At 65.8% G+C, this 22,011-nt stretch carries 21 protein-coding genes and 1 pseudogene; 14 read left to right on the forward strand and 8 right to left on the reverse strand.

From position 1 onward, the window contains the following. Window positions 1–6: 6 nt before the first annotated feature. Window positions 7–1,236, reverse strand: a complete 1,230-nt coding sequence (locus ACSQ24_RS18130) for a M20 family metallo-hydrolase (protein WP_436096022.1) — start codon at window positions 1,234–1,236, stop codon at window positions 7–9. 185 nt (window positions 1,237–1,421) lie between these two features. On the opposite strand from ACSQ24_RS18130, the gene ACSQ24_RS18135 reads away from it, so the two are divergent. Continuing rightward, on the forward strand, window positions 1,422–2,831 hold the full coding sequence (locus tag ACSQ24_RS18135) for an MATE family efflux transporter (RefSeq protein ID WP_436096023.1): 1,410 nt from the start codon (window positions 1,422–1,424) through the stop codon (window positions 2,829–2,831). 115 nt (window positions 2,832–2,946) lie between these two features. Further along, window positions 2,947–3,369, forward strand: a complete 423-nt coding sequence (locus ACSQ24_RS18140; protein ID WP_436096024.1) for a globin domain-containing protein — start codon at window positions 2,947–2,949, stop codon at window positions 3,367–3,369. Window positions 3,370–3,375: 6 nt separating this feature from the next. On the opposite strand, the gene ACSQ24_RS18145 is transcribed toward ACSQ24_RS18140, so the two are convergent. Next, window positions 3,376–5,544 (reverse strand): methyl-accepting chemotaxis protein, encoded by a 2,169-nt coding sequence (locus ACSQ24_RS18145; protein WP_436096025.1) that lies wholly within the window; start codon window positions 5,542–5,544, stop codon window positions 3,376–3,378. 469 nt (window positions 5,545–6,013) lie between these two features. Here ACSQ24_RS18145 and ACSQ24_RS18150 point away from each other — a divergent pair, with 469 nt between their 5' ends. The 4 genes and pseudogenes from ACSQ24_RS18150 (at window position 6,014) to ACSQ24_RS18165 (ending at window position 10,363) form a co-directional block, all read left to right on the forward strand. Then, complete coding sequence (locus tag ACSQ24_RS18150; RefSeq protein WP_436097922.1) at window positions 6,014–6,712, forward strand: L,D-transpeptidase; 699 nt, start codon at window positions 6,014–6,016, stop codon at window positions 6,710–6,712. A gap of 310 nt (window positions 6,713–7,022) precedes the next feature. Beyond that, on the forward strand, window positions 7,023–8,327 hold the full coding sequence (locus tag ACSQ24_RS18155; protein ID WP_436096026.1) for a UDP-glucose dehydrogenase family protein: 1,305 nt from the start codon (window positions 7,023–7,025) through the stop codon (window positions 8,325–8,327). Between the two features lie 848 nt (window positions 8,328–9,175). Further along, window positions 9,176–9,382: pseudogene (locus ACSQ24_RS18160) on the forward strand (IS630 family transposase); the annotation flags it as partial. Between the two features lie 183 nt (window positions 9,383–9,565). Then, window positions 9,566–10,363 carry a DUF2076 domain-containing protein gene (locus ACSQ24_RS18165; RefSeq protein ID WP_436096027.1) on the forward strand — a complete coding sequence of 266 codons (798 nt, stop codon included), beginning with the start codon at window positions 9,566–9,568 and terminating at the stop codon, window positions 10,361–10,363. Between the two features lie 77 nt (window positions 10,364–10,440). On the opposite strand, the gene ACSQ24_RS18170 is transcribed toward ACSQ24_RS18165, so the two are convergent. Together ACSQ24_RS18170 and ACSQ24_RS18175 are read right to left on the reverse strand one after the other, a co-directional pair. Continuing rightward, entirely contained in the window at window positions 10,441–11,253 is an 813-nt protein-coding gene (locus ACSQ24_RS18170; RefSeq protein ID WP_436096028.1) for a L,D-transpeptidase, read from the reverse strand. 156 nt (window positions 11,254–11,409) lie between these two features. Then, complete coding sequence (locus ACSQ24_RS18175) at window positions 11,410–12,834, reverse strand: lipopolysaccharide biosynthesis protein (protein ID WP_436096029.1); 1,425 nt, start codon at window positions 12,832–12,834, stop codon at window positions 11,410–11,412. A 137-nt stretch (window positions 12,835–12,971) separates the two neighbouring features. Between ACSQ24_RS18175 and ACSQ24_RS18180 the strand changes: the two genes are divergently transcribed. The 4 genes from ACSQ24_RS18180 (at window position 12,972) to ACSQ24_RS18195 (ending at window position 15,952) form a co-directional block, all read left to right on the forward strand. After that, the gene (locus ACSQ24_RS18180; RefSeq protein ID WP_436096030.1) at window positions 12,972–13,736 is read left to right on the forward strand and encodes a sulfite exporter TauE/SafE family protein; all 765 of its coding nucleotides are present in this window, start codon (window positions 12,972–12,974) and stop codon (window positions 13,734–13,736) included. A gap of 65 nt (window positions 13,737–13,801) precedes the next feature. Further along, entirely contained in the window at window positions 13,802–14,302 is a 501-nt protein-coding gene (locus ACSQ24_RS18185; RefSeq protein ID WP_436096031.1) for an N-acetyltransferase family protein, read from the forward strand. After that, complete coding sequence (locus ACSQ24_RS18190; protein WP_436096032.1) at window positions 14,299–15,141, forward strand: DMT family transporter; 843 nt, start codon at window positions 14,299–14,301, stop codon at window positions 15,139–15,141. Before ACSQ24_RS18185 ends, ACSQ24_RS18190 begins: the two co-directional genes overlap by 4 nt. Window positions 15,142–15,247: 106 nt before the next feature. Continuing rightward, complete coding sequence (locus ACSQ24_RS18195) at window positions 15,248–15,952, forward strand: DUF930 domain-containing protein (protein WP_436096033.1); 705 nt, start codon at window positions 15,248–15,250, stop codon at window positions 15,950–15,952. A gap of 171 nt (window positions 15,953–16,123) precedes the next feature. On the opposite strand, the gene ACSQ24_RS18200 is transcribed toward ACSQ24_RS18195, so the two are convergent. Both ACSQ24_RS18200 and ACSQ24_RS18205 read right to left on the reverse strand, forming a co-directional pair. Further along, on the reverse strand, window positions 16,124–16,501 hold the full coding sequence (locus ACSQ24_RS18200) for a VOC family protein (protein WP_436096034.1): 378 nt from the start codon (window positions 16,499–16,501) through the stop codon (window positions 16,124–16,126). A 17-nt stretch (window positions 16,502–16,518) separates the two neighbouring features. Further along, complete coding sequence (locus ACSQ24_RS18205; protein ID WP_436096035.1) at window positions 16,519–17,019, reverse strand: hypothetical protein; 501 nt, start codon at window positions 17,017–17,019, stop codon at window positions 16,519–16,521. Between the two features lie 86 nt (window positions 17,020–17,105). On the opposite strand from ACSQ24_RS18205, the gene ACSQ24_RS18210 reads away from it, so the two are divergent. Then, window positions 17,106–17,915, forward strand: a complete 810-nt coding sequence (locus ACSQ24_RS18210; protein WP_436096036.1) for a helix-turn-helix domain-containing protein — start codon at window positions 17,106–17,108, stop codon at window positions 17,913–17,915. Between the two features lie 7 nt (window positions 17,916–17,922). Here the strand turns inward: ACSQ24_RS18210 and ACSQ24_RS18215 are convergent, their stop codons facing one another. Both ACSQ24_RS18215 and ACSQ24_RS18220 read right to left on the reverse strand, forming a co-directional pair. After that, window positions 17,923–18,396, reverse strand: a complete 474-nt coding sequence (locus tag ACSQ24_RS18215) for a PaaI family thioesterase (protein ID WP_436096037.1) — start codon at window positions 18,394–18,396, stop codon at window positions 17,923–17,925. 160 nt (window positions 18,397–18,556) lie between these two features. Then, window positions 18,557–19,012: a MarR family winged helix-turn-helix transcriptional regulator gene (locus tag ACSQ24_RS18220; protein WP_436096038.1), complete on the reverse strand. Its 456-nt coding sequence runs from the start codon at window positions 19,010–19,012 to the stop codon at window positions 18,557–18,559. Window positions 19,013–19,228: 216 nt separating this feature from the next. On the opposite strand from ACSQ24_RS18220, the gene groES reads away from it, so the two are divergent. From groES to ACSQ24_RS18235, 3 genes are all read left to right on the forward strand, one after another. After that, window positions 19,229–19,516 carry a co-chaperone GroES gene (groES, locus tag ACSQ24_RS18225; protein ID WP_129158371.1) on the forward strand — a complete coding sequence of 96 codons (288 nt, stop codon included), beginning with the start codon at window positions 19,229–19,231 and terminating at the stop codon, window positions 19,514–19,516. 42 nt (window positions 19,517–19,558) lie between these two features. Beyond that, window positions 19,559–21,196, forward strand: a complete 1,638-nt coding sequence (groL, locus tag ACSQ24_RS18230; protein WP_436096039.1) for a chaperonin GroEL — start codon at window positions 19,559–19,561, stop codon at window positions 21,194–21,196. A gap of 316 nt (window positions 21,197–21,512) precedes the next feature. After that, a complete protein-coding gene (locus ACSQ24_RS18235; protein ID WP_436096040.1) occupies window positions 21,513–21,896 on the forward strand; it encodes a DoxX family protein in 384 nt (127 codons plus the stop codon). Window positions 21,897–22,011: the final 115 nt, after the last annotated feature.

A 22,011-nucleotide genomic window follows, 5' to 3' on the forward strand; every position in this document is an offset into this window, starting at 1 on the left:
TGGATATCAGGCGTTGGCGGCGCGCCAGGCGGCGCTGAGCAGGATGTTGGCGCCGGCGACCATGTCGTCGTCGCTGCTGAGTTCGGCCGGGTTGTGCGAGAGCCCGCCGATCGAGGGGATGAAGACCATCGCCGTCGGGCAGAGGCGCGACATCATCTGCGCGTCATGGCCGGCGCCGGAGATCATCCGGCGGATCGGCAGGCCGAACTCGGCGGCGCTCGCCTCGACGCTGGCGATCAACTCCTCGGCGAAAGGCGTCGCCGGGAAGCGGGCAAGGTCGCGGAAGCTGATCGCGATATCGTCGCGCGCCGACAATTCGGCGCAGAACTTCCGCACGGCAGCCTCGGCCTCGGCCAGTGGCGCGTCCAGCGGATTGCGCAGGTCGAGCGTCATCACCACGGTCTCGGGCACGACGTTGACGTTGCCGGGCCGGGTGCGGATCACGCCGGAATTGGCGAGCTGGCCCGGGATCGTCTTGGTCAATTCATTAGCGAAAATGTTGATCCGCGCTGCGGCGAGGCCGGGATCCTTGCGATAGCGCATCGGCGTGGTGCCGGCATGGCTCGGCCGCCCCGTCAGGGTCAGCTCGAGCCAGCAGATCGCCTGGATACCGGTGACGGCGCCCAGCCCGCCGCCCTCGCTCTCCAGCACCGGGCCCTGCTCGATATGCAGCTCGAGATAGGCGTGCGCCGGCAGGAAGCCGGGCTGCTCTGCGCCATGATAGCCGATGCGCTTCAATTCGGTCCCGAGCACGGCGCCGTCGGCGTCGAGTTCGGCATGTGCGGCATCGACGCTCATGCCGCCGGCCCAGACATAGGAGCCGAGCATGTCGGGGTGGAAGCGCGCGCCCTCCTCATTGGTGAAGGCGATCACCGCCATGTCGCGCTTGGGCGTCACGCCCGCATCGCGGAGCGCCGCCAGCACCTCGACGCCACCGATCACGCCGAGCGCGCCATCGAAGCGCCCGCCGGTGCCGACCGTGTCGATATGCGAGCCCATGATCACCGCCGGCCCGTCTTCCTGGCCTTTGAGGATGCCGACGATGTTGCCGATGGCATCGACGCGGACATCGAGGCCGAGCGCCTTGAGCTCGCCGACCAGCCAGTCGCGGCCTTGCTTGTCCTCGTCGGTCAGCGCCAGCCGCCGGCAGCCGCCCTCCGGGGTCGCGCCAATTTTCGACAGGGCCGCCAGTCGGGATACCAGGCGCTCCCCATCGATCCGCAGGTTGGTGCTCATCTCGTCGGCTCTCCGCAGGCAGGCATGGATTGGTAGAGATACGCAGCAGGCAGGAACCGGGCCGCACACGCAAGAGGCAGAATCAGCGTTGCCGCGCGGACCGGCAGCGCGCCCCGCGCAGGGCGCGGCTCGCCCCGGCGCGACAAGGACTGTGAAGGAGCAGTCTGCCCAGATAAAAGGCAGCGATGTCGCAGATCGCCCTTCCCTATCGGTCGGCGAGCCCCTGGCTCACCGAGGTCAAGGCCATGCTGGCGCTGAGCTGGCCGATGGTGCTGACCAATGTCGCGCAGACGGCGATGACCGCGACTGACGTCGTGATGATGGGCCATCTCGGCCCGGAGGCGCTAGCCGCCGGCGCACTCGCCTCCAATCTCTACATGGCCTTCCTGATCTTCGGCATCGGCGTTATGGCAGCGGTCGCACCGATGGTCGCGATCGAGCTCGGACGGAACCGGCATTCGGTTCGTGATGTACGCCGCACCGTGCGCCAGGGCTTCTGGGTGGCGGCGACCATGGCCGGGCCGATGTGGCTCTGCCTCTGGCAGGCCGAGACGATCCTCACGGCGATGGGCCAGGATCCGGCGTTGGCCGCAGCCGCAGCCTCCTATCTGCATACGCTGCAATGGGGGCTCCTGCCCTTCTATTGCTATCTCGTCCTGCGCGGCTTCCTGGCGGCGCTGCAGCGGCCGTTCTGGGTCTTCGTGACCGTGCTCTTCGCGGTCGCCTTCAACGCCTTCGCCAACTGGGTGCTGATGTTCGGGCGGCTCGGTGTCCCGGCTCTCGGCCTGCCCGGCTCGGGAATCGCGACAGCGCTGGCCTCGACCTTGATGTTCGCCGGCCTCGCCATGGTGGTCTCGCTCGACCGGCGCTTCCGCCGCTACCATCTGTTCGGCCGCTTCTGGCGGCCGGACTGGAGCCGCTACCGCGCCTTCTGGCGGATGGGCCTGCCGATCGGCACCACGGTCGGCTTCGAGGTCTGGATCTTCAATGGCGCCGCCTTCCTGATGGGACTGATCGGCCCGACCTCGCTCGCCGCCCATGCGATCGCGATCCAGATCGCCTCGCTGTGCTTCATGGTGCCGATGGGCATCGGCCAGGCCGGGACAGTCAGGGTCGGGCGCGCCTTCGGCGCCGGCGACAGCGAGGGCATCGCCCGGGCCGGCGCGACGGCGCTCGCGCTCGCCACCGCCTTCATGTGCTTCACCGCCCTGCTGATGCTTGTGATCCCGCATTGGCTGGTCGTGCCGTTCCTCGACGCCAGCAAGCCGCGCGCGGCCGAAGTGGCGCAGCTCGCCATGCTGTTCCTGTTCTATGCGGCGATCTTCCAGATCGTCGACGGCGTGCAGGTGGTCGGCGTCTCGATCCTGCGCGGCCTGCGCGATACGCGCGTGCCGATGCTGTTCGCCGGCCTCGGCTATTGGGGGATCGGCCTGCCGCTCTCGGCCGCCCTCGGCTTCCTCACGCCCCTCGCCGGCGTCGGCATCTGGATCGGGCTTGCGACCGGCCTTGCGATCGTCGCGGTGCTGATGCTGGCGCGCTGGTTCGCCCGCGAGCGGCTCGGTCTGACCAAGATAGTCAGCACGCAAGCCTCCTAGATTTAACGGCTTCTTATTTGCAAGAGTCTGCTAACTCTGCGTTGCACTTCCAGGTGAATTGGCGGAGAATCTCCGAGACGATCCCTCATGCTGCAATGCTGACGGGAGGAAGGTCGTGACGCCGCAGGATATCGCGTTGGTCCGGTCGAGCTTCGCGCAGCTGCATCGGCGCAAGATCGAGACGGCGTGCCTGTTCTATGAGCGGCTGTTCACCACCACACCCAGCACAAGACAGCTCTTCAAGACCGATATCGAGACCCAAGCGGCCAAGCTGATGGAAACGCTGACGGTCGCGCTCGCAATGCTGAACGATCCCGGCGGGCTCAATGTCCTGCTCGCGCGACTGGGCGAGCGCCATCGCAACTACGGCGTCCGGCCGGAGCATTACGAGGCCGTCCGCAGCGCCCTGCTCTGGACGCTGGAGACGTCGCTGGGGGCCGGCTTCACCGTGCAGACAAGAGCAGCCTGGACCGAGCTTTACGATCAGATGGCGAGGACGATGTTGTCTGCCGAAGCACCCAGCCGACGTTCGGCCTAGCGGTTCCTAGAACTCCTCCCAGCCATCGTCTCCAGCGCGGCCGTTGGCGGCCTTGCGGGTCGGAGCAGGCGCTGGGCGCTCGCGGCGTGGTGCGGCGACCTTGCTCTGGGCGAAGGCGGCTTCGGCAAGCTGGCGCAGCCGCTCCGGCTCGGAGCCATGGCCGCCAGCGTCGCTGGCAGGCGCGGGCTGGCGCTGCGAGGCTGTGACACGCGCCGGCGGGCGTCGCATCGGAGCAACGACGGCCGAGTGCACGCTCGGCAAGGCTGCCGCGACCGGCGCGGCCAAGGCTGTGCCGGTGTCCGTCCGAAAGCTCGCAACCAGCGTGTTGAGCTCGCCGATCCGGCCCGACAGCGCCCCGGCCGAGGCGGCGCTCTGTTCGGCCAGCGCCGCATTCGCCTGCGTCATCTCGTCGAGATGGGCGACCGCCTGGCTCATCTCGTCGATGCCATGCGCCTGCTCGGCAGAGGCCGCCGAGATCTCCTGGATCGTGCCGGTGACCTTCTGCGAGGCCGACAGGATCTTCTCCAGCGAGTCGCCGGCCCGGCGGACCAGCTTGACCCCGGTCTCGACCTCGCTGTTCGAGGACGAGATCAACCCGGAAATGTCCTTGGCCGCCTCGCTCGAGCGCTGCGCCAGGGTGCGGACCTCGCTCGCCACCACGGCGAAGCCCTTGCCGGCATCGCCGGCGCGGGCGGCCTCGACCGCGGCGTTGAGGGCGAGGAGGTTGGTCTGGAAGGCGATGTCGTCGATCACCCGGATGATGTCGGAGATCTTCTTCGAGGCTTCCTCGATCCGGGCCATGGCCGCGACCGCCTCGCCGGCGATGGCGCCGCCATCCTGCGCCGCCTTCATCGCCTCCTCGGCGATCGCCGCCGCCTGGCGCGCGCCTTGCGCCGAGGCCTTCACCGAAGCGGCCAGCTCCTCCGTCGTCGCGGCGGTCTCCTCCAGCGAGGAGGCCTGCTCCTCGGTGCGCTTCGACAGATCGTCAGCGCCGGTGTTGATCTCGCGCGCCGCCATGCCGACCTCCGACGCCGTCGATTGGATCGTTCGAACCGTCGTGGCGAGCCGCTCGATCGTCTCGTTGACCGCGTCCTTCAGTTCCGCGAAGCGGCCATGGTAGGCCGTCGGTACCTGCCGCGTGAGGTCCCCCGCCGCCAGCGCGCGCAATACATCGACGAACTCGGTCGTGGCCGAGTCGACCACAGAGTTGATCTCGTTGATGCCGGCAACCAACTTCTGCATCTGCTCGTCGGCATCTTCGATCTGAAGCCTCGCCGAAAAATCGCCTGCCGCCGCAGCCGCGACAACCTCTCCGACATCCGAGACAACAGACGCCATCGCATCGGCCGAGCGGATTCGCGCCGCCGAAGCGGCCCGCTCCTGCTCCTGCAGCAGCGCGACCTGCTCGGTGCTCTGGCGCAGCACAGCGACCGCACGCGCCATATCGCCGATCTCGTCCTGCCGCTTGGTGTGCGGGACCGCGATGTCAGTCTCTCCAGCGGTGAGGCGACCCATGCTGGCACCGAGATCGAGCAGCGGACGGGTGATCGAGCGTTGCGCGAACAGCACTGCCGCGGCAATCGAGGCAATCAGCGTCGAGAGCAGTACCGAAGGCAGGATCCACTGGATCTGGCGCGTGAAATCGGCCGCCTCGGCGGCGAGCCTGCTGCCCACCTCCTCATTGCGCTTGCCGAAGGCGACCAGCTGGTCGTTCAGCGCCTTGCGATTGGCCCGGTTCAGGTCGTTATTGCCTTGCTGGTTGGCGGCGGCGGTCGAGACCTCGCGACCGAGCCGAATGGTTTCGCTGCGGAAAGCAATGAACTCCTCGACCGATTTCTGCAGCTTGAGCGCGGTCTCGCGTTCTGCCGCCGGCACCAGAGCGACCAGATCGGCGGCGAGCTTGCGAATCCCGGGGAAGCGCGCCTCCTTCGGCTTGGCAAAGGCTTCCGCCTCCTTGGCATCCTTCGACATGTAGATGCCGCGGGAATCCATCACCACGGCGAAGACCTGCGTATTGATCCGTTCCGTCACCAGCGCGATCTCGCCCTGGATGTCGGAGCGTGCATTGAGATCGCTGGAGCGCGAAAGAGCATAAAGACTCAGGGCGGCCGAGAGGATCGCGCCGGCGGCGACGATCGCAAGCATCGCCAAAACCTTGAAGCGGATCGATTTCATATTTTTACTCGTGTTCCCGCCCAGTCGAAGACGTGACCGGCGCTCAAACTTTCGGCATGAGCAGGCACCGAAGCCGATAAGGCTTAAAAAGCTTTGCCGGGAACAGTTAAGAGCCCTTTAAAATTGGCGTTCTGTACTCAAATCCTGACTAACAGCAGGGCGATATACCTATTTTGACGCCATAATAGCGACGAGGCGCACGCACAGATGGCAAGCCGTCTGTCATTCCAGAGCGGCATACCGACTGTGGCATTCGGGCCACGCTGTGCGTCAGCCATAATTCTGCCACATGCTTTTCACCCCGGCGCCATGCCCAGCCGTGAAGTGACAGGGGTCAGCCGACGAGAACTCATTGGAACTTGTCGGCAATTCGCATGTTTTCGCTGCCAGCCGCCCCATGAAGAGCCCAGTAATGTCCTCCCCCCTGCCTGACGCCTCCACGACCTGTTCCCGCCGCCGCTTCCTGACGATGGCCTCGGCCTTCGTCCCCGTCGGCCTGGCCGGCTGCGTCAACGGCCCGCAGCAGCCCTTCGAGGCGCGCACGCCGACCCATCATAACGCCGCCTTCCTGTCGATGTACGACGAGCGGCCGGACGAAAGACACCCGCTGCCGGCGACCGACATCGACGAGGTCGACACGCGCTTCCTGCGCCAGGAGGTCAATTACCGGACCCCTGAGGCGCCCGGCACGATCGTGGTCGATACCTCGGCCCGCTTCCTTTATCTGGTCCGCGAGAACGGCCGCGCCATCCGCTACGGCATCGGCGTCGGCAAGCAGGGCATGTCCTGGCGCGGCCGCGCCACCGTCGCCCGCAAGGCCGAATGGCCGCGCTGGACGCCGACCGCCGCCATGGTCGCCCGCGAGCCGGAGCGGAATGCGCGCTGGGCCGGCGGCATGGCCGGCGGGGTCGAGAACCCGCTCGGCGCGCGCGCCCTCTACCTCTACCAGGGCAATCGCGATACGCTCTACCGCATCCACGGCACGAGCGAGCCCTGGTCGATCGGCAAGGCCGTGTCTTCAGGCTGCATCCGCCTGTTCAACCAGGACATCATCGACCTTCACAGCCGCGTTCCGATCGGCACCACCGTCGTCGTGCTGAACCGCAACCCGATCGCCGAGCCGGAGCTCGACGAGACCGAGGCGCCGCTGCCGCCGGACGACATCTGAGGTCTAGAGCCGGATCCGATCAGGTTGAATCAACCTGATCGGTCAATCCGTCTCTAAATTATTGAAAGAGAACGCGTTATCCGATCAGATTGCGTAGCAACCTGATCGGCGCGTGCTCTAGTCCCGTCCCACCCGGCCTACCCCGAAGGCAGCTCTTGCAGCTGCCTTCGGCCATGTCGTCACGCCGGCGTTACCCACGATCCCCATATCGCGCGGAACGCCGATGCGCGCGGCAGCGATTTGCCTCAGCGCAGTTTTGCGATACGCCCTGCGGGCCGGCAGGCCGCCGGCCAGATGGTGAGAACGCCAGATGCGCGTGACAATGATCGGTTCAGGCTATGTCGGCCTGGTCTCCGGAGCCTGCTTCGCCGATTTCGGCCATGAGGTGACCTGCGTCGATACCGATGCCGGCAAGATCGCGGCCCTGAAGCGCGGCGAGATCCCGATCTTCGAACCCGGCCTCGACGACCTCGTCGCCAGCAATGTCCGCGCCGGACGACTCTCCTTCACCACCGAGCTCGCCGGACCGGTCGCAGCGGCCGACGCCGTTTTCATCGCGGTCGGCACGCCCTCGCGCCGCGGCGACGGCCACGCCGACCTCTCCTATGTGCACCAAGCGGCGCGCGACGTCGTCGCGGCGATCGAGGGCTTCACCGTCGTCGTCACCAAGTCGACCGTGCCGGTCGGCACCGGCGACGAGGTCGAGCGGATCATGCGCGAGACCCGGCCGGACGCAGACTTCGCCGTCGTCTCCAACCCGGAATTCCTGCGCGAGGGCGCCGCGATCGCGGACTTCAAACGGCCCGACCGCATCGTGATCGGAACCGAGGACGACCGCGCCCGCAAGGTGATGGAAGATATCTACCGGCCGCTCTATCTCAATGCCGCGCCGCTGCTGTTCACCGCGCGGCGGACGTCGGAGTTGATCAAATACGCCGGCAACGCGTTCCTTGCGACCAAGATCACCTTCATCAACGAGATCGCCGACCTGTGCGAGCGGGTCGGTGCCAATGTCCAGGAGGTGGCGCGCGGCATCGGCCTCGACAACCGCATCGGCGGCAAGTTCCTGCATGCCGGGCCGGGCTATGGCGGTTCCTGCTTCCCGAAGGACACGCTCGCTCTGATCAAGACGGCGCAGGACATGGAGAGCCCGCTGCGCCTGGTCGAGACGGTGGTGGCGGTCAACGACCAGCGCAAACGGGCGATGGCGCGCAAGGTGATCGCGGCCTGTGGCGGCTCGGTCAGGGCCAAGCGCATCGCCGTGCTCGGCCTCGCCTTCAAGCCCAATACCGACGACATGCGCGAGGCGCCCTCGCTGTCGATCGTGACGGCACTGCTCGACGCCGGCGCCGAGATCGTCGCCTACGATCCCGAGGCGATGGCGAGTGCCAAGGCGCTGATGCCGGAAATCACCTACGCGCCCGACGCCTATTCCTGTCTCGACGGGGCCGACGCGCTGGTGATCGTGACCGAGTGGAACGCCTTCCGCGCGCTCGACCTCGACCGCGTCAAGGCGGCAATGCGACACCCCGTCGTGGTCGACCTGCGCAACATCTACCGCTCCGGCGAGATGCACGAGCGCGGCTTTACTTACGTCAACGTCGGCAACGCCTGAGGCGCCTGCTGTCGTGCCGCCGGTGTCGGATTTGGCTAATGGTCTCTGCCTGACGGAAGAGTCCTGCTTGGGATTCCCCTCGGTCGGCGCGTATGCGAGTCTGGTGCATGCACACCGGGGTTTCGATCACCATCACGCCGTCTGACCCGGCCCTCCCGGGTCAAGCCGCTCGGACCCGCGGTGGCGGAGCGCGTGGTGGCTCTGAGGCTGACCGACCCGCCGGTCGAGGCGACGCTCCTGGAGGTTTAGGCCTTGGATACTCATAAAGCCGGACAGACCATTGTTAATGCTTGCGGGACCTTTATGTTCGCAAGCATGATCGTCCCAGCGGTACTCATTGTTTCAAACATTGCAGTTCCGCTTCCGTACTATATCACAGATACAGTATGTCAGAAGGGTAATTTCGGTTTCTGCCTTGAGTATTTAACAATCATAGAAAGAGTAGAATTTTCTCGAAAAAATTCTGTTGAAAGTAATATAACGATGTTCTTTACACCAATATTACTTTTAACGTCATTGAATTTTCTAGCCACAGTTATTTTTTTAAAAAGAATAATATTGAATCTAAAAAGATTCTGGATAACTTTTTTCTTTCTCGGTGCAAGCGTGTTGATTTTTAAATTCGGGATTGTACTATTCGACCCACAAATAAGATTATCTAAAACAATAGTGTTTTCAGATACATTCGGATTTTGGCTAATATATTTCGCAATATATACAAGCTTTCCGACTATGAATTTCATCCTGCTGCTGCTTCTTGCAATAAACAGTAATACAAGCAAGATTCAACCTTAAGCAACGGCGCTGAGGCCGGAATGTCCGCCCTCGATGCATTCGAAGCCGGGTTCAATGCGGTCGAGGGCTTCTTCGCCAAGCTCACCCGACGACGGCTGAAGCGCGGCGTCTTCCGCTCGATCGTCGACCTCCAGGCCGCCATCAATCGCTTCCTGGCCGAGACCAACGCCGATCCCAAGCCCTTCTCCTGGACCGCTGACCCCGACAAAATCATCGCTGCCGTCAGGCGTGGGCACCAAGCGTTAGATTCCAGTCAGTAGATCGCCGCGCATCCTATCGGACGCAAGATGACGATCTATCTCTTTGTCGAAGCATCGGATTTGTCCGAAAATCGGATTCCACTTTTCGGTCCGATGCTCTAGCGCCTTGATAGCGTCATAAGCCGTCACCACCTTTCGGGGCGACGGGGCGACCGCCCTGTCCAACATTGAGAGGAGATGACGATGACGCCGCAGGAACGCGACGTGATCGCCGGGATTTTCGACCGCCTGCGTCAGGCGGCCAACCAGCCCCGCGACCCCGAGGCTGAACGTTTCATCGCGGACCGCCTCCGCGAGCAGCCCTATGCCGTCTATGCGATGGCGCAATCGGTCTACATCCAGGAGCAGGCGCTCACCAGCCTGCAGGGCCAGATCGAGCAGTTGCAGGCTGAGGTCGAGCAATTGCGCAACCAGCTGCCCGCGCCGGCCCCGGCCCAGCAATCCGGTGGCTTCCTGTCGGGCATCTTCGGCGGCGGTGCGAGCCAGCCGGCCCGCTCTGGCTCGGTGCCCTCCTTCCCACAGCGTGGCCAGCCGCAACCGGCCTCGCCGCCCTGGGGCGGCCAGGCTGGAGCACCGCAGCAGGGCATGGCCCCGCAGCAAGGCATGGGCGCAGCGCCCGGTCCCTGGCAGAACCAGGCTGCGCAGCAGGCTCCGGCACGCGGCGGCGGCTTCATGGCGAGCGCGCTGACGACGGCGGCCGGCGTCGCCGGCGGCATGGTCGCCGGCAACATGCTGATGAATGCGCTCGGTGGCGGCAACAAGAGCGCAGCGAGCGAGGCCAAGCCGGCTGAGGCAAGCACTGCCGAAAACAAGGACGCCTCGCAGAGCAGCGACGCGGCCAAGGATACCCAGACGGCCGCCGACCAGCAGCCCGCGGCGGAGCCACAGCAGGCCTATCAGGAGCCGACCTATCAGGACGCCAGCTACGACGATGCCGCCTACGACGACGGCTCGGGCGGTGGCGACGACGATTGGGCCTGAGGCCTGACAGCCCCTTGAAACGACGAGGCCCGCCTGGCGACAGGCGGGCCTTTTCCGTTAGCGGCGTGCCGCCGGTCTCAGATCACAAGGACCTTGGCGCCGACGCGCACGCGCTCGTAGAGGTCGACCACATCCTCGTTGTTCATGCGGATGCAGCCGGAGGAGACGGCCTGGCCGATCGTGTTCGGCTCATTGGTGCCGTGGATGCGATAGAGGGTCGAGCCGAGATACATGGCGCGCGCGCCCATCGGATTCTCGGGGCCGCCGGCCATGAAGCGCGGCAAATCGGGCCGGCGCTTCAGCATCTCGGCCGGCGGCGTCCAGCTCGGCCATTCGGCCTTGCGCGTCACAGCCTTCATGCCGGCCCATTCAAAGCCGGGACGGCCAACGCCGATGCCGTAGCGCAGGGCGCGGCCGCCGGGCTGGACCAGGAAGAGGAAGCGGCGCGGTGTGTCGATGATGATGGTGCCCGGCTTGTGCGGGCCATCATAGGCGACCTCCTGCTTCTGGAAGCGCGGATCGAGGGTGCGGGCGATCGGCCGCTCGACTGGCATCGGCTCACCGAGCGCAGCGGAGCGACGCTCGCGGCGCGGCTCCATCGGGTCGCCCTGGATCGGAACCGGTGCTTCATAATCGGAGAGGCGACGCATCGCTGGCTGCTGACCATAGGCGCCGCGCTGCGGCCGGTTGTAGACGGCGCCGCCACGGCCATAGCTGGGGTCCTGGCCGGTCATCAGCATCTCGATGAAGCCACCGCCATACTGACCGCGGGCCGTGGAGCTTGTGACCATCGGATCGGCCGGTCGCCAATAGGTCTGGGCGCTGGCCCGACCCGACAGCTGCAAGGCGCCGCCAAGGACGACGAGGGGAACGACATAGAGCGGACGCATGACGCAACTCTCTCGACACAACAGGCGAGAAGCGTGAGGCGATGCGTTGAAATGAACGGTGAATCGTTGACTCTGATCGGCCGGAAACCAGCTTAATCGCTCGAATTCCGCCGATTAACCTTAGCGATCCGCGAGCAAACGCGGTAAACGCCGCGTTCACGCCGCGCGCTTGCGCAGAGCGAGCCATAGTCGCAGCAATGTCCGGCAGCGCGCCACGTCGAAGGCCAGCATCAGCCCGGCATAGATGACGACGCCGAGCGCGCCCTGCAGCAGCAACTCCGGCAAGGGCGGAAACCGCCCGGAGAGCGGCCAGACCGCCGCCACCATGACTGCGACCGCAGTGATGATGAGGCCGATATCGCGCAATTTCGGCAGCACCGGCAAGGACCGCAGGGCGACCCAGCCGGTGATGAGGAGAACGATCAGGAAGCTCACCGTCTGGCCGAGCGCGAACCGCTCCGGCCCGGCGGCGCCGGCACCGAAGACGAGCGCGAGATTGGCGGCCAGCCCCGTGCAAGCGGCCAGGGTCACCATGCCGGTGCGCTTGCCGAGCAGGAAGACCGGATAGAGCCCGCCGACGAAAATGGTGAGCGCGAAGAAACCGGGCAGCAGCAGCAGCATGTAGGCGGCGAAGCGGCCGTGGAAAGCCGCCGGCACGAGCAGCTTCTCGAAAGCCGGCAGCACGAGGAAGAGCCCGGCCGCTACCGGCAGCGCCACCATCGTCACGATCACGAGATTGTCGGCGATGCGCTTTTGCGCCGCGCGGCGGCCCTTCGCCTCGTCGAGCCGAAGCACCTCGCGCAGCATGACGATCTCGAGCGTCGCGGCGAGCGTGCCGAACAGGCGCAGACCCATATCGGCGGCGAGCGAGAAATAGCCGGCCTCGGCAAAGCCATAGGCATCGGCGAGCAGCGAGCGGTTGAGCAGCGGGATCAGCGAATAGATCGCATTCGCGCCGACGAGGGGCAATGCGTAACGCGCGAAATCGAGCGCGAGATCGCGCCGTGCCGCCGACCAGACGAGCGGCGCGTCGGCAAGCGACCGGCGCACCGCCAACAAGGCCGCCATCACGCTGATAACGCCGCCGAACATCACGATCGTCGGGTCGCGCGTCCACCAGGCGCCGCCGACCATCAGGAGCAGCGCCAGCACATTCTTGACGATGACCAGGCGGGCATAGGCCGCATCGAGGAAGCGGGCCCGGGCGATGGCGCCGTGATAGTCGAACAGGCCGGCGCAGATGCCGCCCAGCACCGACGCCGCGACCAGCATGGCCGGCAGGCCGAAATCGACGCCGGCGACGATAGCCGCGACGAGCAGCCCGGTAAGCGCGATGGTCATGCCTGCGCTCAGCACATCGAGGGTCGCCCTGATCTGCGGCTGTTCCTCACGGCTCTTCTGCGAGTAGAATCGGACGGTCGACAGCCTGATCCAGTCGAGTAGCGCGGTGTTGAGCACGACGATGATCGCCGCGCCGATGGCATAGCGGCCGAATTCGGCGGGGCCGAGGAAATAGGCGATGAGCAACCCGAGGGCGAAGTTCAGCCCGGCATTGATCACGAAGGGCAGGAGAACGGTCATGACGCCATCGCGAAGGGGCAGGCCAGCTCGGCACCGGCGATGCATGACTGCGCTGATTCCGCCTAACTGCAAAACCGCAGATGTCCAAGCAGAAGCTTGCCGGGCCGCTCATCCCGCAATTGCTCTAGGCTGAGCCGATGCCGGGCGATCCGCTGTTCTATCTCGTCGGCTGGGCCACGACCCTGCTCATGGGCATCGGCAAGGGCGCCTTCGGCGGCGGGCTCGCCATCCTCGGCATACCGCTGCTGGCGCTGGTGGTCGATCCCTTGCAGGCCGCGATCATGGTGGCGCTGCTGGTCGCGGCGATGGACCTTTTCGCCATCGGCAGCTTCGGCGCCTCGACCTGGTCGAAGCCGGATCTCGCCTGGCTCATTCCCGGCCTGATCACCGGCATCGCCATCGGCTATGCGGTCTTCCTCATCGTCGACGCGCGCGTGGTGACACTGACCATCGGGCTCATCACCCTCGTCTTCACCGCGCATTGGTTCCTGCGCGGGCGTGTCGCGCCCCCCGGCCAACTGCCGGTCTCGCCGCCATTGGCACTGCTGGCCGGAACCGCTTCGGGCTTCACCACATTCGTTGCCCATGCAGGCGGACCGCCCGTCGCCATGTATTTGCTGGCGCGTGGGCTCTCCAAGACCGCCTTCGTCGGCACGACAATCGCCTTCTTCATGCTCGGCAACCTCCTGAAGCTGCCGCCCTATCTGGCGCTGGGCTTAAAGCAGCCGCAGGCGCTCTGGGCGGCGCTCGCGCTGCTGCCAGCCGCGCCGATCGGCGTCTGGATCGGCCGCTGGCTGCATGAGCGGCTCGACCAGAAGCGGCTGTTCTTCGCCTGCTACCTGCTGCTCGCCGTGGCCGCACTCAAGCTGACGGCCGACGCCGCGCTGGCATTGCTGCGATAGCGGCATGGCAGGAGCGCGAGCGAGCCATCTTTGCAGCGGACTGCATTGGCCCTAAGCGATCGATCATGACCGCCCTGCCCGTCCTCCGCGATGCCACCGACGCCGATTCGGAACCGCTCGCCGCGTTGATCGCCGCGACCTTCGCCGAATACCCGCACTGTTTCTTCGACTGGTCGGAATTCCCGGAGTTGCGCCGCCCGGCCAGCCACTATGCTGAGAAGGGCGGCAGGCTCTGGATCGCTGATGGGCCCGATGGCCGTATCGCCGGCTCGATCGCGGTCGTACCGGTGCCCGACCAGAACGCGGTCGAGCTGTTCAAGGTCTATGCCGCCCCGAGCCAGCGCGGCAGCGGCCTGGCGCAAGCGCTGTTTGCGCAGACGCTCGCCTTCGCGGAGGCCGCCGGCTATGGCGAGATGATGCTGTGGTCGGATAGCAAATTCGCCCGCGGCCACCGCTTCTACGAGAAGCTCGGCTTCGTGCGCTGGCCGGGCGAGCGCTATCTCGCCGACATCTCCGCTACCTGGGAATACCATTTCCGCAAGCCGCTCACCGCCAACGCGCCATGAGCCTCACCACGGCGCTGCGAGCGGTCCTCGGCATCGCGCTACTCACCGCGATGGACGCGGTCATCAAAGCGCAGATGCAGCAGCACCCGTTCCTGCTGGCGCTGTTCATGCGCTTTGCCATGGGCGGCCTGTGCGCGCTCGTGGTGCTCGCCTTCATGCGCCCCGCCTTTCCGACACGCGCCAGCCTGGTCGGCAATTCGTTGCGCGTGCCGGTGGTGATCCTGACCGCCGGCAGCTTCTTCTATTCGGTCTCCGTCCTGCCGCTCGCCGAGGCGTTGACGCTGTCCTTCCTCGCGCCGGTCTTCGTCGCCCTGCTCGGCGCCCTGATCCTGAAGGAACGGCTCGACGGACGCATCCTGCAGGCGCTCGGCTTCGGCCTCGCCGGCATGCTGGTGATGGTCTGGCCGCGCTTGCAGGGCGGTGTCACCGGCGCCGAGCTCGGCGTCGCTGCCGCGCTGTTTTCCGCTGTCTCCTATGCCTTCAACCTGATCCTGCTGCGTCGCATCGCGGTGAAGGAGCACCCGGCGATCATCGTGCTGTTCCAGAATGCCGGGCCGGCACTGTGCCTGGCCTGGCCGGCCTATTTCGTCTTCATGCCAATGAGCGGCGGCGATCTGCTCGCCTATCTCGGCGCCGGTGCGCTCGGCGTCGCCGGGCATCTTTCGCTGACCTCGGCTTTCGCGCGTGCGCCAGCTTCGCGGCTGGCACCGATCGAGTACACGGCGCTGGTTTGGGCGAGCCTGCTCGGCTGGTTCGCCTTCGGTGAAGCGCCACTCTGGACCACCTTTGCAGGCGCGGTGCTGATCGTCGCCGGGGCCTTCGCCGTCAGCCGACGCTGACCCCGCCGCAAAATCGCCTGCTTGGTCGGACTTCTGCACGGAACGCCTCAAGGGAAGCGCCCGCCACTCATGCCCTCGTTCCGCACCAACGGCGATTGATCAGGGCATGCAGCGCCCCGGCCCCGCTGTTCGCGTCCTTCGCGAACCCGGTCTCGCCGTCGCGCTCTGCCTGCATCTTGCCTTGCTTGGCGCGCTGCTCGCTGTCCGAGCCTTCAGCGGCTTCGTTCCGATGAGCGAGGCGAGCATCGAGGTCGAGCTGGTCGGGCCGGAGGCGCTGACGTCGGTTTCACCACCGCCGCCCGCCGCCGCTCAGACGGCTACCCCTCCGCCAGCGGCCGAAATCGCACCGATCCCGCAACCAGATCCGTCTGCCCCACGTCCCGACCAGCCGGCCCTCCCGCTCGTTCCACCACCGGCCGAGCCGCAGACGATGATCACCGCCCACACGCTGCATTCCGAGAGCGTGCTGGCCAATCCGCGCAGCCGCGGCGCGCGCGAGGCGCTGAAGACGCTCGAGGCTGCCGAGCGCATCGAGCAGCTCTGCAATCTCGAGGCGATGAGCCAGATCCACGCCTGGAAGGCCGAATTCGAGCCGGACCGCGTCGTCGCCTACGCCATGTCCAGCACGAAGCTGACAAAGGCTGCCCTGGAAGCGGAGGGGGCCGCCTTCCGCAGCCGCAAGCAATGGTACGGCTTGCGGTTCCGCTGCGAGATGGCGGCGAGTGGCAAGGTCGCCGGCTTCCAGTTCCGCGTCGGCGAGGCGATCCCGCGCAACGAATGGGCGGCGCACGATCTGCCGCCCGAGCATTAATTTTACTCGGAGTCCCGCCGTCATCCTGGACAAGCGGCGAAGCCGCGCAGCTCCGGGATCCATCGTAAGGCTCCGGAACTCTCCGATGGATCCCGGGCCGAGCTGCGCTCGCCCAGGATGACGACGGTGGTTCCGTGTGAACTCAGCACGCTCTAGCCTATTGCGATCGCCTCAGGCCGGCTTGCCGCAATAGGCCTCCAGCCGGTAGCCGTCGGGATCGACGACGAAGGCGGCATAGTAGTCGGGCCCGTAGGATTCGCGCAGACCCGGCTTGCCGTTGTCCGTGCCACCGGCCGCCAGCGCAGCGGCATGGAAGGCATCGACGCTCTGGCGCGTCGGCGCGACGAAACAGAAATGCAGATTCGACTCGCGGTCCGGCGGCACCGGCGCCGAGACCGCACCGATCCAGAGCCCGACACTGCCCTTGCCATAGCCGAGCGAGCTTTCGTCCGCACTGAGGCAGTCATAGCCGAGCGCACCGAGTGCTCCGTCGTAGAAGCGTTTCGTGCGGGCAAGCTCGTGAACGCCGATTGAGACGTGATCGAACATGGTAGTCCTCCTGATCGTCAGGCTTTGATGCGTTTCGCGCGGAAATCGGCTTCAATCTGCCAGTTCGCTCCGCCGTCGCGCGAGCGGTCTCCGATCCAATGGAACGAGTCCGGCGTGATCTCGGTGAAGCGCCAGCGGATCGCGGTGCCGTCCTCGAGCCTGCCGTGCTGCACGATGGTGTCGCCCTCGGCGCGGCCGATCTGATCGGTGTAGTATTGCATGACCGGGTCGCTCCAGCGGATGTGCCAGGCGTCCTGACCGGGGTCGTAGATGCGCAGCGTCGTGCCGTGGAAGAAGCCGGGCAGGCTCCAGACATCCTGCACGGCGCGCCCGCCAAGCACCCAGCCGAAGCGGATTTCGCCCTTGGCCTCGTGACGCTGGCCATCGTCGGTGTGGATCACCGCCGCCATGGTCCAGGCACCGACGAATTGACCGTAGAGGGCGAGCTTTTCCGCATATTCGGGCGCCGGCCCGGCGGCGATGAGGGCATCGGCCAGCGTCGATGGCGCTGCTGTCATGATCGAGCTCCGTCTTGATCAGATTGATGCCTAGTCTAGACCCGGGTCTCGGGCCTTGCTTGGGAAAAACTGCTAAACTCGCCAGCATGACCGCGACCGCTCATCTACTTGCCTCTGGCCCGGGCTGGCGTGTCAGCGACATCGTCTGCACCGCTGGCCCGAACGACCGTGCCTTCGAGGAAGAGCACCCGCATCACTGCATCGCCATCGTCCGCAGCGGCTCGTTCCGGTATCGCTCGACGCAGGGCAGCGCCGTGCTGGCGCCGGGCTCGCTGCTGCTCGGCAATCGCGGCGCCTGCTTCGAATGCGGCCATGAGCATGCGGCCGGCGACCGCTGCCTCGCCTTCCAGTTCGAACCGGCCTATCTCGAAGGCATCGTCGCGGCCGTGCCCGGTGCCCGGCGCAGCGATTTCGGGCAGGCACATCTCCCGCCGCTGCCTGCGCTCGCCAGCCTCCTGGCCGAAGCGGAAGCCGTTGCGAACGATCCCGAAAGGCTTGAGGAGATCGCGATGCGCCTCGCCGGCACCGTGGCGAGCGTATTGTCTGGGACAGAACCTGGAGCCGATACGCCGAACACCCGCGACCAGCGCCGGATTACGCGGGCCCTGCGCCATATCGAGGCGCATTGCGAAGAGGCGCTCTCACTCGACGCACTGGCCCGGCAGGCGGCGATGAGCCCCTACCATTTCCTACGCACGTTTCGCCTGATGATCGGAATGACGCCGCATCAATATGTGCTGCGCACCCGTCTGCATCGGGCGGCGCTGCTGCTGCGCCGGACGGACCTGCCGGTCGCCGGCATCGCCTTCGACTGCGGCTTCGGCGACCTCTCGACCTTCAACCGACGCTTCAAGCGCGTGATGGGCGCGAACCCGAGCGACTATCGTAGAGCCTGAGCGGCGCTCAGCGCTTCGCGCCGAAGATCATGCAGGTCTCGGTCCCGTGCGCCAGCAATTTGCCCTGCGCGTCGACGAGCTTGCCCTCGCTCGTCGCGACCGAGCCGCCGCGATGGATCAGCCTGCCCTCGCAGCGTACCGGGCCGTTGCCGGGCATGACCGGGCGAACATAGTTCAGCTTCATCTCCAGCGTGGTGTAGCCCTCGCCGACCCGCAGCGTCGAATGCACGGCGCAGGCCATGGCGGAATCGAGGATGGTTGCCGTCCAGCCGCCATGGATCGTGCCCAGCGGGTTGAAGAAGCGCGGCGACGGCTTGCCGACGAACACCACTCTGCCCTCCTCGACCTCGGCGATGTCGAAATCCATCGCATCGGCGAAGGGCGGGCCGGGATGGCGCCCCTCGATCATCCCGCGCAGGAAGGACGCGCCGTCCTCCGCGAGCAGAACATCGCGGCTGACGACACCGATCTCACGGGGCATGTCCAACTCCATCTCTATCGTGTAGATGCACGATAGAGATGGAGTTGGATCGAGGTCAAGCGCGCCACCCGTCATTGCGAGCACAGCGAAGCAATCCAGGGCGGCAGCGCTCCACGTCCTCCTGGATTGCTTCGTCGCTTCGCTCCTCGCAATGACGGGCTCAGCCGGCCTGCCGGGCCGCCCGCCTGATCGCTTTCAGGCTGTCGCGCGTCTCGCTCCAGCGCTTCTGGCCGAGGCCACCCTCGATCCTGTCCTGCGCCGCGCGCCAATAGGGGATCGCCGCCTCGATCGCGGCGCGGCCCTTCTCCGTGACCGCATAGGTCAGCGCCCGGCCCTTGCAGTCGACCGGCTCGATCAGCTTCTCGGCGGCGAGCAGCTGCAGGTTGCGCGTCAGCGAGGTCCGCTCCAGCGCGAAGCGGTCGGCGAGTTCGGTGACCGACCGCCAGGCGCCGGTCGAGAGCGCCGAGAGCAGCACGAACTGGGTGATCTTCAGCCCGCTCGGCCGCATCGCCTCGTCATAGGCGCGGGTCACGGCCCGCGCGGTCATGCGCACATGCAGCACGACGCAGGATCGGGCGATGTCGTCGAGGTGAAGATCGTGCGCTGGCGTCGTCATCTCGCCACGATAACCGGTTTAACGTGCCGCCGCAGCAGGCAGTTGGGCGGCTACTGGCCGCGTTCACCTTTTGCGCGGCGGTTTCCTTGACTCCTGCGGGCCTCAGGCCTATCTCCGCGACGTCCGTTAGCACTCACTTGGTGAGACTGCTAACAGACCCCTTTCACGGGCCAAACTCGAGCCCGTCCAGAATACGACCGAGAGGAAGACAGAACCATGAAGTTCCGTCCGCTGCATGACCGCGTTGTGGTCCGTCGCCTTGATGGCGAAGAGAAGACCAAGGGTGGCATCATCATCCCCGATACCGCCAAGGAAAAGCCCCAGGAAGGCGAGATCGTCTCCGTCGGCCCCGGCGCCCGCGACGAAGCCGGCAAGCTGGTTGCCCTCGATGTCAAGAAGGGCGATCGCGTCCTCTTCGGCAAGTGGAGCGGCACCGAAGTCAAGATCGACGGCCAGGATCTCCTGATCATGAAGGAATCCGACATCATGGGCGTCATCGGCTGAACAGCCTGACGTTCCTTCAAGCCCTCAATCAGGAGTAGTCTCATGGCTGCCAAAGAAGTCCGCTTTTCCACCGATGCCCGCGACAAGATGCTGCGCGGCGTCGAAATCCTGAACAACGCCGTCAAGGTCACGCTCGGTCCCAAGGGCCGCAACGTCGTGATCGAGAAGTCGTTCGGCGCGCCCCGCATCACCAAGGACGGCGTCACCGTCGCCAAGGAGATCGAGCTTTCCGACAAGTTCGAGAACATGGGCGCCCAGATGGTGCGCGAAGTCGCCTCGAAGCAGAACGACGCTGCCGGTGACGGCACCACGACCGCGACGGTTCTCGCCGCTGCGATCATGCGCGAAGGCCTGAAGTCGGTTGCGGCCGGCATGAACCCGATGGACCTGAAGCGCGGCATCGACCTCGCTGTCGACGCCATCGTCGCTGACCTCAAGAAGAACTCCAAGAAGGTCACCTCGAACGCGGAAGTCGCGCAGGTCGGCACCATCTCGGCGAACGGCGACGAGTCGGTCGGCAAGATGATCGCGACCGCGATGCAGAAGGTCGGCAACGAGGGTGTCATCACCGTCGAGGAGGCCAAGACCGCCGAGACCGAGCTCGACGTCGTCGAGGGCATGCAGTTCGACCGCGGCTATCTCTCGCCCTACTTCATCACCAATGCCGAGAAGATGGTCGCCGAGCTCGAGGATCCCTACATCCTCATCTTCGAGAAGAAGCTGTCGTCGCTCCAGGCGATGCTGCCGATCCTCGAGGCCGTGGTCCAGACCGGCAAGCCGCTGCTGATCATCGCCGAAGACGTCGAGGGCGAGGCTCTCGCCACGCTCGTCGTCAACAAGCTCCGCGGCGGCCTCAAGGTCGCGGCCGTCAAGGCTCCGGGCTTCGGTGACCGCCGCAAGGCCATGCTCGAGGACATCTCGATCCTGACCGCCGGCCAGATGATCTCGGAAGACCTCGGCATCAAGCTCGAGACCGTGACCCTCCAGATGCTCGGCCGCGCCAAGAAGGTGCGCATCGAGAAGGAGAACACCACGATCATCGACGGCGCCGGCAAGAAGAAGGACATCGAAGGCCGCGTCTCGCAGATCAAGGCGCAGATCGAGGAGACCACCTCGGACTACGACCGTGAGAAGCTCCAGGAGCGCCTGGCCAAGCTCGCCGGCGGCGTCGCGGTCATCCGCGTCGGCGGCGCGACCGAGGTCGAGGTCAAGGAGAAGAAGGACCGCGTCGACGACGCCCTGAACGCGACCCGCGCGGCCGTCGAAGAGGGCATCCTGCCGGGCGGCGGCGTCGCCCTCCTGCGCGCCCTGTCGACCGTCAAGGCGATCAAGACCCAGAACGACGACCAGAAGACCGGCGTCGAGATCGTCCGCAAGGCGATCACGGCCCCGGCCAAGCAGATCGTCGACAACGCCGGCGATGACGGCGCGGTCGTGGTCGGCAAGCTGCTGGAGTCGAAGGACTACGCCTACGGCTACAACGCCCAGACCGGCGAGTACGGCGATCTGGTCAAGGCCGGCATCATCGACCCGACCAAGGTCGTGCGGACGGCGATCCAGGACGCGGCTTCGATCGCCGGCCTGCTGATCACCACCGAGGCGATGATCGCTGAGGCGCCGAAGAAGGACGCCCCGATGCCCCCGATGGGCGGCGGCGGCATGGGCGGCATGGACTTCTGATCCAGCCTTCAACCTCGACAAGAACGGAAGGTCCGGCGCAAGCCGGGCCTTCTTTTTTGTCTTCAACCTCTCCTCCACGTCATTCCGGCCGCAGCGAAGCGGAGCGCCGGAATCCATCGTAGAGCTCGGCGTCCTTCGATGGATTCCGGAGCTGCGCTGCTTCGCAGCTTGTCCGGAATGACGCCTACGCTTCCGGCGGCAATCTCGCACTTTACACAGGCATGATCGGCCACCTGCTTGCATCGACTTTCGTTGTAGGCCCTAGATCGCGACGGGTGCGGCATCCTGCCGCGCCAATGCTTTCGGGGGTCACTTCATGAACAACCCTGCCCTGGCCGACGCCGCCAAGCTCGTCGGCCGCATCCTGCTCGCCCTGATGTTCGTGCTCGGCGGCTGGTCCAAGATCAACGGCTATGCCGGGACGCAAGCCTATATGGGCTCCGCGGGCGTCCCCGGGATTCTGCTGCCGCTGGTGATCGCCGTCGAACTGATCGGCGGCCTGATGATCGTCGTCGGCTACAAGACCCGCCTCGCCGCGCTGGCCCTGTTCGCCTTCACCATCGCCGCTTCGGTGCTGTTCCACCTGAACTGGGCACAGCCGATGCAGCAATTGCTGTTCATGAAGAACCTCGCCGTCGCCGGCGGCTTCCTCATGCTGTTCACAGCTGGCGCCGGTGCCTATTCGGTCGACAAGGACTGAAGACAGATCACAAAACGCTGAAAAAGCGCGGCCCGGCCTTGAGCCGGGCCTTTTTTGTGCGCAGGGCTGATCTACAACGCTCTCTCCTAAGCAGCGCGGCTCCCGCGCTGATTCC

Origin of the sequence: Allobosea sp. LjRoot237, from assembly GCF_964253285.1 — a bacterium.
GTDB lineage: Bacteria > Pseudomonadota > Alphaproteobacteria > Rhizobiales > Beijerinckiaceae > Allobosea.

Bases quoted from the DNA above. Each gene is read 5' to 3' on its own strand.
- ACSQ24_RS18150 (WP_436097922.1), top strand. From the start codon at position 6,014: ATGGCCTCGGCCTTCGTCCCCGTCGGCCTGGCCGGCTGCGTCAACGGC.
- ACSQ24_RS18165 (WP_436096027.1), top strand. From the start codon at position 9,566: ATGACGCCGCAGGAACGCGACGTGATCGCCGGGATTTTCGACCGCCTG.
- ACSQ24_RS18190 (WP_436096032.1), top strand. From the start codon at position 14,299: ATGAGCCTCACCACGGCGCTGCGAGCGGTCCTCGGCATCGCGCTACTC.
- ACSQ24_RS18195 (WP_436096033.1), top strand. From the start codon at position 15,248: ATGCAGCGCCCCGGCCCCGCTGTTCGCGTCCTTCGCGAACCCGGTCTC.
- ACSQ24_RS18155 (WP_436096026.1), top strand. From the start codon at position 7,023: ATGCGCGTGACAATGATCGGTTCAGGCTATGTCGGCCTGGTCTCCGGA.
- ACSQ24_RS18135 (WP_436096023.1), top strand. From the start codon at position 1,422: ATGTCGCAGATCGCCCTTCCCTATCGGTCGGCGAGCCCCTGGCTCACC.
- ACSQ24_RS18210 (WP_436096036.1), top strand. From the start codon at position 17,106: ATGACCGCGACCGCTCATCTACTTGCCTCTGGCCCGGGCTGGCGTGTC.
- ACSQ24_RS18175 (WP_436096029.1), bottom strand. From the start codon at position 12,834: ATGACCGTTCTCCTGCCCTTCGTGATCAATGCCGGGCTGAACTTCGCC.
- ACSQ24_RS18220 (WP_436096038.1), bottom strand. From the start codon at position 19,012: ATGACGACGCCAGCGCACGATCTTCACCTCGACGACATCGCCCGATCC.
- ACSQ24_RS18145 (WP_436096025.1), bottom strand. From the start codon at position 5,544: ATGAAATCGATCCGCTTCAAGGTTTTGGCGATGCTTGCGATCGTCGCC.
- ACSQ24_RS18185 (WP_436096031.1), top strand. From the start codon at position 13,802: ATGACCGCCCTGCCCGTCCTCCGCGATGCCACCGACGCCGATTCGGAA.
- ACSQ24_RS18180 (WP_436096030.1), top strand. From the start codon at position 12,972: ATGCCGGGCGATCCGCTGTTCTATCTCGTCGGCTGGGCCACGACCCTG.
- ACSQ24_RS18215 (WP_436096037.1), bottom strand. From the start codon at position 18,396: ATGCCCCGTGAGATCGGTGTCGTCAGCCGCGATGTTCTGCTCGCGGAG.
- ACSQ24_RS18200 (WP_436096034.1), bottom strand. From the start codon at position 16,501: ATGTTCGATCACGTCTCAATCGGCGTTCACGAGCTTGCCCGCACGAAA.
- ACSQ24_RS18170 (WP_436096028.1), bottom strand. From the start codon at position 11,253: ATGCGTCCGCTCTATGTCGTTCCCCTCGTCGTCCTTGGCGGCGCCTTG.
- ACSQ24_RS18130 (WP_436096022.1), bottom strand. From the start codon at position 1,236: ATGAGCACCAACCTGCGGATCGATGGGGAGCGCCTGGTATCCCGACTG.
- ACSQ24_RS18235 (WP_436096040.1), top strand. From the start codon at position 21,513: ATGAACAACCCTGCCCTGGCCGACGCCGCCAAGCTCGTCGGCCGCATC.
- groES (WP_129158371.1), top strand. From the start codon at position 19,229: ATGAAGTTCCGTCCGCTGCATGACCGCGTTGTGGTCCGTCGCCTTGAT.
- ACSQ24_RS18205 (WP_436096035.1), bottom strand. From the start codon at position 17,019: ATGACAGCAGCGCCATCGACGCTGGCCGATGCCCTCATCGCCGCCGGG.
- groL (WP_436096039.1), top strand. From the start codon at position 19,559: ATGGCTGCCAAAGAAGTCCGCTTTTCCACCGATGCCCGCGACAAGATG.